This is a genomic window from Shewanella livingstonensis (assembly GCF_003855395.1).
Classification (GTDB): Bacteria; Pseudomonadota; Gammaproteobacteria; order Enterobacterales; family Shewanellaceae; genus Shewanella; species Shewanella livingstonensis.
In genome coordinates, this window is record NZ_CP034015.1 from 374,646 (window position 1) to 390,670 (window position 16,025).

Annotated in this window: 17 protein-coding genes; 12 read left to right on the forward strand and 5 right to left on the reverse strand. The window is 40.5% G+C overall.

Annotated features, from left to right (window positions below; translation table 11 throughout):
* The first annotated feature begins 1 nt into the window (after position 1).
* The 7 genes from gspH (at position 2) to EGC82_RS01725 (ending at position 5,198) form a co-directional block, all read left to right on the forward strand.
* Positions 2 to 574: a type II secretion system minor pseudopilin GspH gene (gene gspH, locus EGC82_RS01695; protein ID WP_124729239.1), complete on the forward strand. Its 573-nt coding sequence runs from the start codon at positions 2 to 4 to the stop codon at positions 572 to 574.
* A gap of 94 nt (positions 575 to 668) precedes the next feature.
* Complete coding sequence (gspI, locus tag EGC82_RS01700; protein WP_124732532.1) at positions 669 to 1,019, forward strand: type II secretion system minor pseudopilin GspI; 351 nt, start codon at positions 669 to 671, stop codon at positions 1,017 to 1,019.
* A complete protein-coding gene (gene gspJ, locus EGC82_RS01705; protein ID WP_124729240.1) occupies positions 1,000 to 1,701 on the forward strand; it encodes a type II secretion system minor pseudopilin GspJ in 702 nt (233 codons plus the stop codon). Before gspI ends, gspJ begins: the two co-directional genes overlap by 20 nt.
* The gene (gspK, locus tag EGC82_RS01710; RefSeq protein WP_124729241.1) at positions 1,701 to 2,687 is read left to right on the forward strand and encodes a type II secretion system minor pseudopilin GspK; all 987 of its coding nucleotides are present in this window, start codon (positions 1,701 to 1,703) and stop codon (positions 2,685 to 2,687) included. Before gspJ ends, gspK begins: the two co-directional genes overlap by 1 nt.
* Positions 2,688 to 2,737: 50 nt before the next feature.
* Positions 2,738 to 3,949, forward strand: coding sequence for a type II secretion system protein GspL (gspL, locus tag EGC82_RS01715; protein ID WP_124729242.1), 1,212 nt, complete (start codon positions 2,738 to 2,740; stop codon positions 3,947 to 3,949).
* A gap of 1 nt (position 3,950) precedes the next feature.
* Positions 3,951 to 4,427 (forward strand): type II secretion system protein M, encoded by a 477-nt coding sequence (locus EGC82_RS01720; RefSeq protein ID WP_124729243.1) that lies wholly within the window; start codon positions 3,951 to 3,953, stop codon positions 4,425 to 4,427.
* A gap of 9 nt (positions 4,428 to 4,436) precedes the next feature.
* Positions 4,437 to 5,198, forward strand: coding sequence for a type II secretion system protein N (locus EGC82_RS01725; RefSeq protein WP_124729244.1), 762 nt, complete (start codon positions 4,437 to 4,439; stop codon positions 5,196 to 5,198).
* A 137-nt stretch (positions 5,199 to 5,335) separates the two neighbouring features.
* On the opposite strand, the gene yrfG is transcribed toward EGC82_RS01725, so the two are convergent.
* Positions 5,336 to 5,983 carry a GMP/IMP nucleotidase gene (yrfG, locus tag EGC82_RS01730; RefSeq protein WP_124729245.1) on the reverse strand — a complete coding sequence of 216 codons (648 nt, stop codon included), beginning with the start codon at positions 5,981 to 5,983 and terminating at the stop codon, positions 5,336 to 5,338.
* 77 nt (positions 5,984 to 6,060) lie between these two features.
* Here yrfG and nudE point away from each other — a divergent pair, with 77 nt between their 5' ends.
* Positions 6,061 to 6,648 (forward strand): ADP compounds hydrolase NudE, encoded by a 588-nt coding sequence (nudE, locus tag EGC82_RS01735; protein WP_124729246.1) that lies wholly within the window; start codon positions 6,061 to 6,063, stop codon positions 6,646 to 6,648.
* A gap of 119 nt (positions 6,649 to 6,767) precedes the next feature.
* Positions 6,768 to 7,577, forward strand: a complete 810-nt coding sequence (cysQ, locus tag EGC82_RS01740; protein ID WP_124729247.1) for a 3'(2'),5'-bisphosphate nucleotidase CysQ — start codon at positions 6,768 to 6,770, stop codon at positions 7,575 to 7,577.
* A 177-nt stretch (positions 7,578 to 7,754) separates the two neighbouring features.
* Here the strand turns inward: cysQ and mnmH are convergent, their stop codons facing one another.
* Positions 7,755 to 8,852, reverse strand: a complete 1,098-nt coding sequence (gene mnmH / locus EGC82_RS01745) for a tRNA 2-selenouridine(34) synthase MnmH (protein ID WP_124729248.1) — start codon at positions 8,850 to 8,852, stop codon at positions 7,755 to 7,757.
* Positions 8,852 to 9,907: a selenide, water dikinase SelD gene (gene selD, locus EGC82_RS01750; RefSeq protein WP_124729249.1), complete on the reverse strand. Its 1,056-nt coding sequence runs from the start codon at positions 9,905 to 9,907 to the stop codon at positions 8,852 to 8,854. Before selD ends, mnmH begins: the two co-directional genes overlap by 1 nt.
* Positions 9,908 to 10,099: 192 nt before the next feature.
* On the opposite strand from selD, the gene EGC82_RS01755 reads away from it, so the two are divergent.
* Both EGC82_RS01755 and EGC82_RS01760 read left to right on the forward strand, forming a co-directional pair.
* Positions 10,100 to 10,711 (forward strand): TetR/AcrR family transcriptional regulator, encoded by a 612-nt coding sequence (locus EGC82_RS01755; RefSeq protein WP_124729250.1) that lies wholly within the window; start codon positions 10,100 to 10,102, stop codon positions 10,709 to 10,711.
* On the forward strand, positions 10,702 to 12,558 hold the full coding sequence (locus EGC82_RS01760; protein ID WP_124729251.1) for an MFS transporter: 1,857 nt from the start codon (positions 10,702 to 10,704) through the stop codon (positions 12,556 to 12,558). The genes EGC82_RS01755 and EGC82_RS01760 overlap by 10 nt, the downstream gene beginning before the upstream one ends.
* 293 nt (positions 12,559 to 12,851) lie before the next feature.
* On the opposite strand, the gene EGC82_RS01765 is transcribed toward EGC82_RS01760, so the two are convergent.
* Positions 12,852 to 13,961, reverse strand: a complete 1,110-nt coding sequence (locus tag EGC82_RS01765; RefSeq protein ID WP_124729252.1) for an acyl-CoA desaturase — start codon at positions 13,959 to 13,961, stop codon at positions 12,852 to 12,854.
* Positions 13,962 to 14,117: 156 nt separating this feature from the next.
* On the opposite strand from EGC82_RS01765, the gene fabR reads away from it, so the two are divergent.
* Positions 14,118 to 14,735 (forward strand): HTH-type transcriptional repressor FabR, encoded by a 618-nt coding sequence (fabR, locus tag EGC82_RS01770; RefSeq protein ID WP_124729253.1) that lies wholly within the window; start codon positions 14,118 to 14,120, stop codon positions 14,733 to 14,735.
* Between the two features lie 90 nt (positions 14,736 to 14,825).
* On the opposite strand, the gene trmA is transcribed toward fabR, so the two are convergent.
* A complete protein-coding gene (trmA, locus tag EGC82_RS01775) occupies positions 14,826 to 15,923 on the reverse strand; it encodes a tRNA (uridine(54)-C5)-methyltransferase TrmA (protein WP_124729254.1) in 1,098 nt (365 codons plus the stop codon).
* Positions 15,924 to 16,025: the final 102 nt, after the last annotated feature.

The following is a 16,025-nucleotide window of genomic DNA, read 5'->3' on the forward strand; positions in this document are numbered from 1 at the left end:
GATGTTTTATCATCGACAAGCCGGTTTCACTTTATTAGAGGTGTTAATTGTGGCATTGCTAATGGGTTTGGTTGCCTCTGCTGTAACCATGTCCATTAGTGTTGCTGGGCCGGAACAAATGCTCAAAAAACAGGCGCAACGTTTTATGTCAGCTACCGAAATGGTGCTTGATGAAAGTGTTTTAAGCGGCCAGTTTATTGGCATTGTGATTGATGAAGATCAATATCAGTTTGTGTTTTATAAAGAAGGTAAATGGATGCCTGTTGATCAAGATCGACTATTATCGGCTAAAAAAATGGAGGCCGGTATTACCCTCGATATTGTGATCGATGGCATGCCATTAGTTCAAGAAGACGAGCAAAATGAGTCTTGGTTCGATGAGCCTTTTATCGACGAAGAAAGTGAAGAAGAAAAAAAGAAACATCCTGAACCGCAAATATTATTGTTTCCCAGTGGAGAGATGACTCCCTTTGAGTTGGGTTTTAATACGGTCAATGATGACCGTCAGTCAGTCAATGTACTGGTTGTGGGTGACGCGTTAGGCCGCTTAACATTAGGGCGTGTAGATGAATAAACTCATATCATATCGACGCTCACAGCATTTAAGTGTTAACCATTCGTCCAATAAGACATTATGCGGTAACCGTGTAGGTACTAAAAACCGCGGCATGACATTGCTTGAGGTTATTGTTGCTTTAGCAGTATTTTCAATTGCAGCAGTATCGGTCACCAAAAGTTTGGGTGAACAAATGGCGAATATGCCTATTTTAGAAGAGCGAACGTTAGCTCAATGGGTGGCCAGTAATCAAATGGTTGACGTGCGTTTACCTGGTACTTTTCCTGATATTGGCCAAAAAACAGGCCAGGCAGAACTTGCTGGGCGCGAATGGCATTGGCGCCAAGAAGTGATTAAAACCACCGATGATAAATTTAGAATGATCCGTATTAGCGTCAGTGACGATGATAAATTTAAACGTGTTGTTGCTCAGGTAAGCAGTTATGTGCATAACAAAGCCTAAGCATTCTAGCGGTTTTACCTTACTCGAAATGCTTATCGCGATTGCGATTTTTGCTATGTTGGGTATTGCGGCTAACTCGGTATTATCGACGGTAATGAAAAATGATGAAGTCACCAAAGAGTTTGCCACTCGACTTAAATCATTACAGCAAGGTTTTGGTGCGTTAGAACGTGATTTAGGCCAAATGGTAGCGCGTACTCCGCGATCATTTGAGGGCGAACGTAATAATCGATTTTTCCAAGCTGGTGACAATATTCTCGACTCAGAAACCCAAGCACTGGTATTTTACCGTTTAGGTTGGTTAAACCCCGATGGCATGCTACCCAGAGGCAGTTTACAGTCGGTAGCCTATGTGGTTCAAAATGGCCGCCTTGAGCGTTGGTATTATCCTTATCCTGAACCTGTATCAGGTGCTGAGCCATTAAAAAGTGTGGTTATTGACCATGTGCTATCAATTGAGTATTCGTTTTATATGGATGATAAATGGCAGAAGCAAGTTGATGGAACCGTGATGCCAAAAGGGATTGCGATGGAAATAGAATTAGAAGGTTTAGGTAAAATCCAACGTCGTTTTTTACTGCCTAAAGGTGCTCCAGCAACTAAATCAGATAAAAACGATAGCAATGGTGCAGGTAGTAAAGAAGACACTGAAACCAAAACTGATGATGGGAAGTCCTCATAATGGGCGGCCAAAAGCAACACGGGGTAGCATTAATCGTAGTAATGTTGATTGTGGCTATGGTGGTGATTATTGCCACCAACATAAGCAGTCGTAATCAGCTTTCTATGCGCCGCACACTTAACTTAGCCCAATATGATCAGGCTTATTGGTATGCACTTTCTGCTGAAGAGTTGGCGATAAAAGTGCTCAAGCAAGACTTTGAAGATTCAGAAGGTACGGTACATCTACAGCAATACTGGGCATTAGCCAATGTAGCATTTCCGGCAGAAGATGGTGAGATCGTCGGTGAAATACAAGATATGCGCGCGTGTTTTAATATTAATGCTGTTGGGCAAGCATCAAAAGAGACCGATAATGGTCAACCAAAGATGACCGTCGCCGCAAGGCAGTTCCAATCGTTATTAATTAGTTTAGGTGTCGATGAGTTTGGTGCAGAGCAATTAACGTCAACTCTTAAAGATTATATCGACGAAGATACGTTATCCGGCCCATATGGTGCTGAAGATGCCGAATATGAGTCGCGAAATGTACCATATCGTGCCGCTAATACCTTAATGCAGCATCGTAGTGAGTTGCGCGCGGTATTGGGGTTTAGCCAAAATGTTTATCTGAACATTGCTCCTTATGTGTGTGCAATACCGGGTGAAGATAGTCAGCTATTGAATGTAAATACCCTTAAAGTTGAGCAAGCAGCCTTACTTGCTGGGATGCTTGAAAATCAGATTTCAGTGAGTGAAGCTGAAAATATTATCAATAATCGCCCAGCGGATGGATATGAAAAAATTGAAGAGTTTTGGGAAAGTTCGTCACTCAGTGGCATCAAATCCGAAGCGAATGTAAAGTCGAGTTTTGTGGTTGATAGTCAGTATTTTTTATTAAAAGCTGGCGCTAAAGTTGATAATGCAATATTTAGAATGGAAAGCGTACTTAAGCGCAATGGTAAAGATTTAGATGTGCTCACCCGGCAGTACGGTGGCCAACAATAATAACAAATTCATTGCGTAACAATGCGTATTGAGATCGGTGGAGAATAACAGTGTCTGAACGGCTATTTATCCGGTTAGGAAAAACATCAGAACACCCATGTTCGTGGCTAGTATGGTCTGAACAAGAGCAAGAAATTATCGCATCTGGCGAGTTATCTGATGCCGCAAGTCTTAGCACTTTAGCCGAGCGTGCGGGTAATCGTCCTGTTGATGTCCTTGTGCCTGCGGCCAATATGACATTGACACAAATTATGTTACCCGAAAAAGGTCAACGCCAAGCATTAAAGGCATTGCCCTATATGCTTGAAGAATCATTAGCGACCAATGTCGATAATATGCATTTTGTGGTTGGGCCGCGTGAAGGTGAGCAACTCAATGTGGCTGCTGTGGCGCATGAGCAAATGCAAACTTGGCTTGAATGGCTTCATCATGCAGGTTTGAAAGTGAAACGTATCGTGCCCGACTGTTTAGCATTGCCGTTAGAGCAATGTGGTTGGGCAGCTATGAGTGTTGGCAGTGAGTATTTAATTAGAACCTCTGAAGGTAGCGGCGTTAGTGTACCTAAAGCATGGTCTGACTTTGCATTGCCGCAGTTATTATCTCAAGCGATGCTAAATCACAACGACTCAGGACCTCTTTTAGTGGCTGGCTACAGTGATGATATTAAGTTCACTGGTGTGCAAGTTGAAGCTAAGCCGTTAGATTTACCTATGATGATATTGGCTAAGGGGATCTTAAACGCGCCAATTAACTTATTAAGCGGGATTTATAAACCGAAAAGTGAGTACAGCAAACAGTTATTAACCTGGAAAAATACCGCAATTGTGGTGTTGATTGCGATTGTTCTAGCATTGGCGAATAAAGGTTTAGCGATTCATCAACTTAATAATCATACCGCAGAGATACAGGCACAAAGTGAAGTGCTGTTTAAACAGTCAGTACCCGGAGTGAATCGTATTGTTAATATGCGCTCACAAATGGGCAGTGAATTGCGCAGCATGCAAGGGCAAGGTGGTGGTGCAGTATTTTTTGAAATGCTAGATGGTTTAAAGCCTGCATTTAGCAAGGTGCCTGAATTAAAACCGAATACCTTGCGTTACGAAGCTAATCGTAATGAATTACGTATGCAAGTGACAGCAAAAACCTACGACCAAATAGAAAAGTTTAAAGAGCTTGTTACTAAAGACTACCTCTTAGAAGGTGGAGCCATGAACAGTAGCGAAGAAAGCGTTACCAGTACGCTGACGTTAAGGATTAAATAACATGGAAAATATGCGTAGTTGGTGGCAAAGTTTAGCCATTAGAGAGCAACAACTGGTTGCTTTTTGTGCGGCTGTTTTAGTGATTGGCATTGTGTATTGGGGTATTTGGACGCCGATTTCTAATGCGCAAGAAACTGCTGAGCGCGATAACAACGCGGCGCAGCAAACATTAAATTATGTAAAACAAACTGCTAATAAAATAGCCGGTTTGAAACAAGCGGGCGCACAAGCTAAAGTTCGCGGAAGTTTAAGTTCTATTGTTAACCAAACAGCTGGCCAATATAAATTAGAGATCACCCGTATGCAGCCGCAAGGCGATAAAATTCAGCTATGGATGGATGATGTGCCATTTGATGCGTTACTGGGTTACTTACATGACTTAGTAGAACAAAAGGGCTTAACGTTAGACAGCGTAGATCTAACCGAATCAGATGTTGCTGGCTTTGTAAAAGTAAGACGTATTCAGCTTTCTCAGTAAGGATTTTTTGTGAGCTTATTTTCAAAGATAGTCATCGGCGTCATTATTTATCTAGTGTTTTTATTAGTTTACCTGCCAGCAAACTGGTTAGTCAGCATTGCCCCGTTACCTAATAATGTTGCCATCAGTGGTGCTGAGGGTACGCTTTGGCAAGGAAAAGCATCTTTAATCACCATCGATCAGCGCCAAATAGAGCAAGTCAGTTGGCAACTAAGTCCGTGGGGTTTATTGCTTGGTAAAGCGGATATTGATTTTAATATTGGTAATCGCGCTACGCCGGTAAGTGGCAAAGGTAACATTAGTTGGTCATTATCTGGATTGAGTGCGAAAAATATTCGCCTTGATTTACCCGATAGTTTTTTATTAGCGGGAGCCCGTTTACCTTTTAAAACCCAAATTGATGGTGATGTAAGTTTAATGGTCGAAGTGTTAGAGCAAGGCAAGCCATGGTGTGAGCAATTAAACGGTAAATTATTTTTAAATAATACCAATGTTAAAAATCAGTATGGTGTTTACCCTTTAGGTAACATTGCATTAGGGCTAAGTTGTCTTGATGGTCAATTACAAATTGCCACGGATGAAACCCAAAACGTATTAGGCTTAACGGGAACCGCTATTTTAGGTGAGTCAAACCTGGTTAAAGTCAGTGCTAAAATTAAACCAACCGATGCCCAACCTAAAGATTTACGCGACTCGTTATCCTTTTTAGGTCGACAAGACAGTCAAGGATATTACCCTATCAACTATCAAGGTGTGGTGCCAGGGTTGTAGCAGACTTAAGCTTACATTTAGGTACATCAAATATATACCTAATCAACCTGAAGCTCTCAAACATGCATAAACAAGTAAAAGGCGCGTTGATATTGCTATCAACGCGCTTTTTTATGATGATCAGGCATTGGTACTCGTTAAAGCGCGTGTAATAAGTTACTCACCGCGGGAAACTGTTTAAATACCGTGTGCGGCTTTTTACTGTCGGGGTTACTCACACCTAATTGATAGCCTACGCCCGCTTGCTTAGACGCGGCTAAAATGACTTCGCTATCATCAATAAATAAGCATCTAGCAGGATTCAGATCAAATTTTTCAAAGGCATACTGCCAAAATTGTGGATGTTCTTTAGGGTAGCCACTTTCATGACTCGACAATAACGCATCTAAGCCATCGGCTAAATTTGTGTGAGTGAGCTTAAGCGCTAAGCTTTGTGGGTGAGCATTAGTAAACAAAATGCGTCGTTTACTTGCCCCGGCTAATGCTTGTAAAAAGGGCATACTGTCTTGGCGTATGTTAATTCTATCTGCCGAGGCATGGTGTAATGCTAAAATATCGAGATTTAAATAGCCTTGCCAATAATCAAGGCAATACCAATCTAAGGTGCCAACCACACTATAGTAAGCTTGTTTGACTAATGCATTGGCATCATCCAAGCTTATTTTACGTTGGAAGCTTAATTGCTCAGGCACCAGATGTAACCAAAAATGGTTATCAAAGTGTAGATCTAGCAAGGTGCCATCCATATCGAGCAGGACAGTGTCTATCTTATACCAAGGAAACATGTAAATTCCGGTTGTAGAATATACCTATAATAGTAAGATTGTACCCTGTCTATATTAATTCGTCACATGAGGCTTCAATGACACAGCGGCATACAAAGCCGGAAATCCTGCATACTGAGGTCGTAGCCAAAAGCCGACTGTTTCAAATTGAGCAGGTACACCTTAAGTTTTCTAATGGCGTAGAGCGTCAATATGAAAGAATGAAAGGCGGTAGTAGAGGTGCAGTTATGATTGTACCTATTCATCAAGGTAATTTATTACTCGCTAGCGAATATGCAGCAGGCACCGATAATTATGAGCTAGGCTTTCCCAAAGGATTGATTGATCCTGGTGAAACGGCAATTGAAGCCGCTAATCGAGAGCTGCAAGAAGAGATAGGTTTTGGCAGTTATCAATTGACCTATTTAAAAGAGTTATCTCTTGCACCAGGTTATTTTTCCAGCAAGATGCATATTTTTGTCGCGGAAAAACTGTATCCTAGTCGTTTAGAAGGTGATGAACCTGAACCAATTGATGTGATCCCTTGGCCATTATCTGATTGGCAGTCATTACTCGACAATGTCGATTTTTCAGAGTCTCGTAGTGTGAGTGCGCTTTTTTTAACTCAGCAATATCTCAGTTCTTCGACGCATAGCCTTAGCAGTGAAGTAGACAACGTAAAGTAGCTCGTTTTTTACTAAACGTATTAAGTAAGCTATGGAACAGCAACATAGAGTAGGCGATAGCCTTATTTATTGATGTCCTTATCAGGTCATCCTTATCGAATCCAGCAATTGGAGCAATAATGAAGCCAGAAGATGTAATCGAGCAAGTCATAGACATTGCAACTGAAGCTGGGCAAACCATTCGCGACATTTATCTTAAAGGTAACTTTAAACGCGAAATGAAGTCAGATAATACCCCAGTGACGTCTGCCGATTTAGCCGCCCACGATATTATTTGTCGACAGTTAGCTGAGTTAACACCTGATATTCCTATTTTAAGCGAGGAAGCGGCAGATATTCCATTAAGTGTGCGTGAAACATGGAAGCGTTATTGGCTCGTCGACCCATTAGATGGCACTGGCGAGTTTATTGCTGGTAGTGGTGATTTTTCTGTCATTATTGCATTAGTTGAACACAACCGCCCGATCATGGGAGTGGTTTATGTGCCGATGACAAAAGTGTGTTATTACGCCATAGCGGGGTTAGGCGCTTATAAACGTGATGGTAAGAATGAAACACGTATTACCAGTAAACAATTAACCGGTGATGAACCTGAGAATTTACGTTTAGCGGTCAGTCGTCGTCAAGATCCACAATCGGTATTAAAACTGCTTAATAAACCCAATCATTGTGAGCTAGTAGTGATGGGCGGTGCAGCTTTAAAAAGTTGTTTAGTTGCAGAGGGTCGTGCAGATTGCTATGTCCGTTTAGGACCTACTGGTGAGTGGGATACTGGCGCAGCGCAGATCATCATTGAAGAAGCTGGCGGTGCACTGATTGATATTAATTTACAGCCAATGACCTACAATGAGCGTGAAACACTCGAAAACCCAAATTTCATTGTAGTAGGTAGTGCTAATCTTCCGTGGGATATATTGCTAACTAGTTAATTTATTTGTATTAAACCAGTAATTAAATGACTTTTTTCCTGTGTTGGTTTTTCGAGCACAGGTTAACTTATCAGTGAATAGATCCCAAAGTTTGTTAGACGGCTATGTGTTGTTTTGTTCGAAGATTGCGAGATACAAAAATGCCCTCAAGTGAGGGCATTTTGTTTATATCACTTACTATTTATGACTATCTAACCATTGGTGTATGGCTTGCCTATTACCTTGAAAAACAACTCTGTCTTGTTTCTTTTCAAGTTGATACAGATACATTGGATCATAATATATATCGAGTAGCATGCTTATCCAGTCCAGATGTTTACTGGTGTCATTTTGGTTTTGTTGCACACGAAGTGCGCTGTCAACTAAGTCTTGTAATTCTTGATGCTGTTTACCGCCTAAACGCTTACGGATCCCTTGTAAACTTTGAGTCAAGTAAGCTTTAAATGCATCGAAACCATCTTCTTCACCTAAAAGAGACTCATAATCTGCGAGTTTACCCTCTACATAGTCATACAGTAAACGCGGCAAACGTGCGTCTAATGGTTCATCGAGGAGGATAATATCAGCTTGTTGCATGGCGTGATAGAAGCTGTGTGGCAGAGCAGAGCGACCAATAAGAATACTTTCATCTTCTAACAGTAAATGTCTATGTTGCTGTTGTTGGTGCTTTAGTAATCTCACGGCTAAGTTATTTTCAAAGTTAATTTGACTGGGCTGTGGATCGATATTTTTACCAAAGCTTGAACCTCGATGATTAGCAATACCTTCAAGATCGACTGACTCATCTCGTTGATTAATTACTTCGGTTTTGCCACTGCCAGTTATCCCACTTAAAATAAGTACTTTAGAGTGACTGGGTGCTTGTTCGATAGTATTTATTAAAAAAGTGCGCATGGCTTTATAGCCCCCTTCAATATAGGGGATATTTAAGCCAGATTCTTTAATCCATTGTTGCGATAATTTTGATCGTAAACCGCCACGGAAACAATATAAATAACTGTCTGGATGTTGAGATAATTGAGCATGCCAAGCATCTATACGCTGCTGTTTAACTTTGCCTTTTACCAACTCATGGCCTAATGCTATCGCAGCATCTTGGCCTTGTTTTTTATAGCATGTTCCTACTTTTTCGCGCTCGCCATCTTGCATCAATGGTAAATTAATCGAGTGACTAAATGCTCCTTTTGCAAACTCAATAGGGGCCCTTACGTCGATTAATGGACGATTTTCTAATAATAGTCTGCCATATTCAGAGCTGGGAATAACTTCGCTCATTAGCTCAATTCCACAAGGATATTGTGGCCGTCAGAATGAGGTTTATAGGTATTGAGCATACCGATACAAATCGCTTCAATGCCATTGGTTTCTAATAAGACTTTAAGTTCATGTTCAGCATCTTCACTTACAGCGACTAATAATCCGCCACTGGTTTGTGGATCGCAGATAATCGCTTTCTGGTCATCAGTTAATGGCGGTAAATATTCACTATAACTGTCAAAGTTACGATGGGTTCCGCCTGGAATACAACCAAATGCAAGATAATCACTGACTTTATCCAATAAAGGAACTTTAGATAATACTAAGTTAGCTTTAAGTTGGGCGCCCTGGCAGACTTCTATCAAGTGGCCGGCAAGCCCAAATCCAGTTACATCAGTTAATGCATTAACACCAACAATTTTAGCGATATCAATCCCTATTTTGTTGAGCTGACACATCGCATCAGGTGCAATTTGACTGTCTTCATCACGTAGTTTTTTCTGTTTTTGTGCGGTAGTAAGAATACCAATACCAATAGGTTTAGTGAGGTACAAACGGTCGCCGGCTTTGGCTGTATTGTTTTGCTTTACTCGCTCAAGTGGAATTTGCCCTGTTACGGCTAAACCAAAAATAGGCTCAGGAGAATCAATACTGTGACCGCCCGCGAGCATAATGCCAGCATCAGCGCAGGCTTGACGTCCACCATCAACAACTTGTTGGGCAACTTCGGCAGGTAGTATATTAATTGGCCAACCTAAAATAGCAATCGCCATTATAGGAGTACCACCCATAGCGTATATGTCGCTAATGGCATTAGTGGCTGCAATTCTGCCAAAGGTAAATGGGTCATCTACAATAGGCATAAAGAAGTCTGTGGTGCTGATAATGCCAGTTTGTTCGTTAAGTTTATAGACGGCAGCATCGTCACGAGTTTGATTACCAACTAATAAATTAGGATCAGTAAAGACAGGGAGTTGTGATGCAAGAATGGTACTTAACACTTTAGGAGAAATCTTACAGCCGCAGCCTGCGCCATGACTATATTCGGTAAGTTTAATTGCTTGCTCAGACATATGAGTTGATCTTTGATGGCGTATTGAGCAGCAATTATAATCACTATTGGGCAGAATATCTTGTGTTTTAGCCGTTTATCAAACTTAGTCGATCATTTAAAATCGATTAAAACATTATTGTGAACATTGTTTTTTATTTTTATTGCTGTTAACTTACCCCGTAATCAGGATAACTAATGCTAGGTAATCACGTTGGCAAGACGCAAAGAACATACTCATGAGCAAATAAAGCAAATGGCTATTGACGCTGTAGTCATGCATTTGCAGCATGACAACATTGAAACGTTGAGTTTAAGGAAGGTAGCCAGTCACATTGGCTACGTACCAAGCACATTGATTAATATATTTGGTAGTTATCACTACCTGTTGTTAGCCGTGTCAGAGCAGACATTAGCGCAGCTAGCCTTCAAGTTATCATTAAAAATGCATGATGATCCATTGTTGAATATTGAGCAGATGGCGATACTTTATAGTGAGTTTGCCCAGCAACATCGACGCTGTTTCCGCTTAGTGTTTGAGTTAAGTATGCCGGATGATCAGCCTTTACCTGTTGCGCATCTAACTTTAATTAAGTCATTGTTTATACTAGTTGAATCTCAACTTGTTCAATATTTTTCAGCGGCAAATAAACAACACATTGAAATGATGAGTAGAGTATTATGGGGCGCTATTCATGGGTTAACATGTTTAGCCCTAGACGGTAAATTATTTGAGGAGCAATCGTGTTTACAGGATATGCTCATCAGTCACGTACAGAGTTATATCGCAGGAATGAGTATTAAAAAGGAATTTACATGTTGTTAAGCAAACGATTTTTACCCTACTTTGCAACCTTATGTTTAGGTGCATTAAATGATAATTTTTATAAGAATGTATTGTTGTTATTGGTAACTTATAGTCAATTAAATTCGCTACCTATTGATGTTAATTTATTTGTGAATTTAGCCGCAGGGGTATTTATTTTACCGTTCTTTTTATTTTCAGCTCACGCAGGTATCGTGGCCGATAATATGGATAAAGCAAAGTTAATACAAAGACTCAAACTAGTAGAGTTGATTATCATGTCCACCGCAGCAATTGCGATAGCGACTCAAAGTTACTTAGTGATGTTAGTCCTATTGTTTTTAACGGGCAGTCAGTCGGCTTACTTTGGCCCAGTAAAATACTCATTACTACCACAAGCTCTCAGTGAACAAGAGTTAGTTAAAGGTAATGCGTTAGTTGAAATGGGCACATTCTTATCTATTCTTATCGGAACTCTAAGTGCAGGCCTCGTAGTTTCAAATGAGAATGGTCTTATCTGGGCTGCTATAACGGTAACCGTACTCGCAGTTGCAGGTTATCTTGCTAGCCGTGCTATACCCTCGTTGCCTGCGCAGGGCGTTCTTAACCCAAATAAATTCTCTTTTTTTTCTGGTACGTGGCGCTGTATTACTAAAGCACGTGAAACCACCTCAATTTGGATGGCTATTTTAGCGATTAGCTGGTTTTGGTTTTTAGGTGCCACTTATCTGACCCAGTTTCCTAATTTCGCTAAATTACATTTGCATGCAGATGTAACCGTTGTGTCACTGTTGTTAGCTCTATTTTCTATTGGTATTGCTGTTGGTTCATTTGTGTGTGAGCGCTTCTCTTTTGGTCACGTAGAGCTAGGGGTATTACCTTTTGGAGTATTAGGTTTAAGTGTATTTAGTTTTGATATGATTAGCGCAATTCCGACAGCATCTGTTGAGTTGGGTTTTGTGTACAGTTTTGAGGCTTTTATTAATAATGCTCAACATTATCGACTGATGATTGATTTATTTCTGGTCGGTTTAAGTGGAGGATTATTTATTGTTCCCTTATACGCATTTATACAAACTCGTGCAGAGAAACAAGAATGTGCTCAAGCCATTGCGGCAAATAATATAATCAATGCATTCTTTATGGTGGGGTCTGCAATTTTATCTATGGTGCTATTAAGCGTTTTCGATTGGAGTATTCCTGAGTTGTTTATGCTCATTGGTGCACTTAACCTTGCTGTGCTGCTATATGTATATTCGCAAGTGCCTGAATTCACCCAACGCTTCATCAGTTACCTATTAAGCCATGTAATGTACCGGGTTACAGTTACAGGGCGTGAACATATTCCATTGCAGGGCGCTGGAATTATTGTCAGTAATCATGTTAGTTATGTCGATGCATTGGTTATTATGGGGGCGTCGACAAGGCCAATCCGATTTGTGATGGATAAGTCGATTAGTGAGATGCCATTATTAAAGTATGTGTTTAGACATGCAGGTGTAATCCCTATTTGTTCACCTAAAAAGTGTGAAACTACCTACCTCAATGCATTTGAACAAATACACCAAGCATTGGCTAATGATGAGCTGGTGTGTATTTTCCCCGAAGGAAAGTTGACTCCAGATGGCGAGATTGGTGAGTTTAGACCTGGTATAGATAAAATATTACAACGTGATCCCGTTACTGTAATACCGTTAGCGTTAACTGGGTTGTGGGGATCTTACTTTAGCCATAAAGGTGGGCATGCGCTTACTACTTTGCCCAAGCGCTTTTGGTCTAAAGTGTCGGTGAGTATTGGGCCTTCAGTCGATGGCAGTACAACTCACTGTAAAGTGCTACAACAGCATGTAATACAACAGTTTAACTAAGCTAGAGTTAAGATATGAGATAATTATTCCAAAATCAGAATATTGAAGCTACTTCATATCAAGCTTGTGATTTGTTACTAACAAGGCGCACAAGGCGAATTCTACTATTAAGTAGTCGCGTTAATAGCCAACCCATTACAAGTTAGTGTAACGATATTCGCGGAGTAAAGAGTTGTTCGATAACCGTTTATAATTCCGATTTCAGGTTAACTAAGGCTAGACATACTGATTACGATAGTTTAGAAACAAAAAAGGCCACGTATTAACGCGACCTTTTTTGTGATGTTTACGTATTACGACGTATAAGCGGCGGTTAAGCTTTTCCAATTACGTTGTTGCTCAAGAAATTGATTACGTAAAAATTGAACTTGTTGTTTCAGGTTGTGATCAGTCAGTTGCTTACGTTTGGCTTCTAATAAACTCTTTTTAGCCTGATAATATTCAACTAAATGCAGCTTCATTAGCTCATATTCTGCTTGAAACTTTTCTATTATTTCATCGCAATTAGGTAAGTGGGCCACTTGGTTTTGTGCTTGTAAAAGTTGCATTTGCAAACGTGCACTTTCAATACGTTCCTGTGGCACTTTACGCAAATCAGTCGCTAAGCCAAACCAACTCATTAGTTTAATTAACCATTTGGTTGGATCATAGTCCCACCACTTGATGCCATTACGATAATCATTTTCGAAAATGTGATGGAAGTTGTGATAACCCTCACCATATGTAAGCAGTGCTAAGAAGGCATTATCTTTAGCGGTATTTTTATCTGTGTACGGTTGTTTACCCCAGATATGAGCTAAAGAGTTTATAAAGAAGGTGCAGTGATGCACTACGACTAGGCGTAATAAACCCGCCATGAGTACCATTGATAGAATATCGCCATTTAACCAGCCTATAAATGCTGGCAAACCAATGTTCATTAAAATGACTAAGGCTAGGTAGTGTTTGTGTTGCCACATAACGATACGGTCATTTTGTAAATCGCGTACGTTATTATAGTCACTGTAACGACTGGCTTGATACTCGCGCAGCATCCAACCTATGTGGCTATACCAAAATCCCATTTTGGCTGAGTACGGATCTTTATCATTATTATCAACATGTTTATGATGAATACGATGATCACTACACCAATGTAGTGCGCTGTTCTGTAGCGCTAATGCTCCGCCTAATGCGTATAAAAAACGCATCGATGGGTGAGCTTTATAAGCTTTATGTGACCATAATCTGTGGTAACCCGCAGTAATTGATAGACCACTTGCGTAAGCGAAAACAACAAATGCAATCCATTCAATGCCATCAAAGCCATGGGTAAAACCACGCCAAGGGATTAATACTGCGGCGCCGATAAAAGTAATGGCAAATAACAGGGTATTAAGCCAAATGATTGGAGGTTTTTTCATTTAATAGGGTTCCAATAATAGGGTTAAATAAGTTGAGCGTACAATTGTACGCTAATTTAACTTAGGGCACTAGTCATGGTCAAGCTTAACAGGGCTGTGTTTCTGTTTTAAAAACGGTATTATCTGTGAATTAATATTGACTGAATGGATTAGTAAATGGGTGTAAGAGCACAACAAAAGGAAAAAACCCGCCGTGCATTAGTAGATGCAGCATTTAATCAACTTAGTGCAGAGCGGAGTTTTTCCAGCCTAAGCTTACGTGAAGTTGCGCGTGAAGCTGGTATTGCCCCCACATCATTCTATCGTCATTTTAAAGATATGAACGAGCTTGGTTTGACTATGGTCGATGAAGGCGGACTAACTTTACGTCAAATGATGCGTAAAGGTCGTCAGCGTGCAGAAGCTGGTGGCAGCGTGATCCGTATTTCTGTTGACACATTTATGGAAGTATTAGAGTCAAATCCAAACGTTTTTCGAATATTATTACATGAACGTTCAGGTACCTCTGCTGCATTTAGAGCTGCAGTTGAACGTGAAATTGAACACTTTATCTCTGAGCTTGCCCATTACACTGAAGCACAGGCTAATCGCACACCTTTGCTTGCGCGCGCTCAAGCTGAGTCTTTGGTTATTTTGGTCTTTAATGCAGGCGCATCAGCGTTGGATTCAAAACGTAGCGAGCGTAAAGCCTTGGCCGACCAATTAGTATTACAGCTGCGCATGGTTGCTACTGGTGCAGAAGCACTACAGCATAAAATGGATAATCGAGCATGAACTATTACAATATAAGTTTATTACGCTTTAATACACTGTAAACAAACAGGGCGCTAATATTTAGCGCCCTGTTTGTTTAGTTAATCTGCTTTACTTACGCTCTAATAATACTCCCGACTCCATATGGTCGGTATAGGGGAATTGGTCAAATAGTGCGAAACGAGTGATTTTGTGAGTTTGACTTAGGGTCAACAAGTTATCGTTGAGTGTCTCAGGGTTACAAGAGATATACAAAATCCGCTCATAACCTTGAATAAGCTTTAATGTTTCAGGGTCAATACCTGCACGTGGTGGGTCAACAAAGATAGTATTGCAATTGTAACTGTCTAAATCTATACCCTCTAGGCGTCTAAACTGACGCTTTTTCGCCATCGCATCACTAAAATCTTCTGCTGACATCCGAATAATTTGGACATTAGTGACATTATTGATATCAATATTGTATTGGGCAGCGTCAACCGAAGGTTTAGCTAACTCTGTTGCTAATACGCGATTAAAGTTCTGTGCTAATGCAATGGTAAAATTACCATTGCCACAATACAACTCAAGTAAATCACCTTGGCTGTCTTTAGTCGCATCAATAGCCCATTCCAACATTTTTACAGAGACTTTCGCATTTGGCTGGGTAAAGCTATTTTCTATTTGCTTGTAATGCAATATCTGTTCATTAACAGCTAAGGTCTCAACAACAAAATCCTTATCTAAGTCGATTTTCTGCTTACGCGCACGGCCAATAATATTGACATTGAATTGAGCCGATAGCTTTGCTTTTAATTGAGTAGCTTGTTCACGCCACTCATCATCAAGCTGGCGGTGATACAGCAAAGATACTAAGATTTCGCCGCTTAACGTCGACAAAAAATCAATTTGAAACAATCTATAACGTAGCGCAGGATTAGGTGTTAACTTTGCAATAAGTGCTGCCATCATTTGATTAATGATCACACCCGCTGGCAAATACTGGTCGCAACGCACTTTTGCATTCAGTGCTTTGTCAAACATGTAGTAATATAAGTCATCACCTTCATGCCACATTCTAAACTCAGCACGCATGCGATAATGCATAGGCTCAGAAGCAAAGACTTCAAGCGCTGGTGGATTGAAGTCGGCAAAGGTCTGTTCTAGCTTGATGCGCTTGTGTTGTAATTGCGCATCGTAGTTTTTAGGATCCATTGCAGCTAAATTCATATCGTCCACCTAAGACTGTAAAAAAGGGCGCAAATATTATACTAAATGACGCTGATGTCTAGTATTACGCACTTAAGTATAAAATGTTATGACGACTAGCAC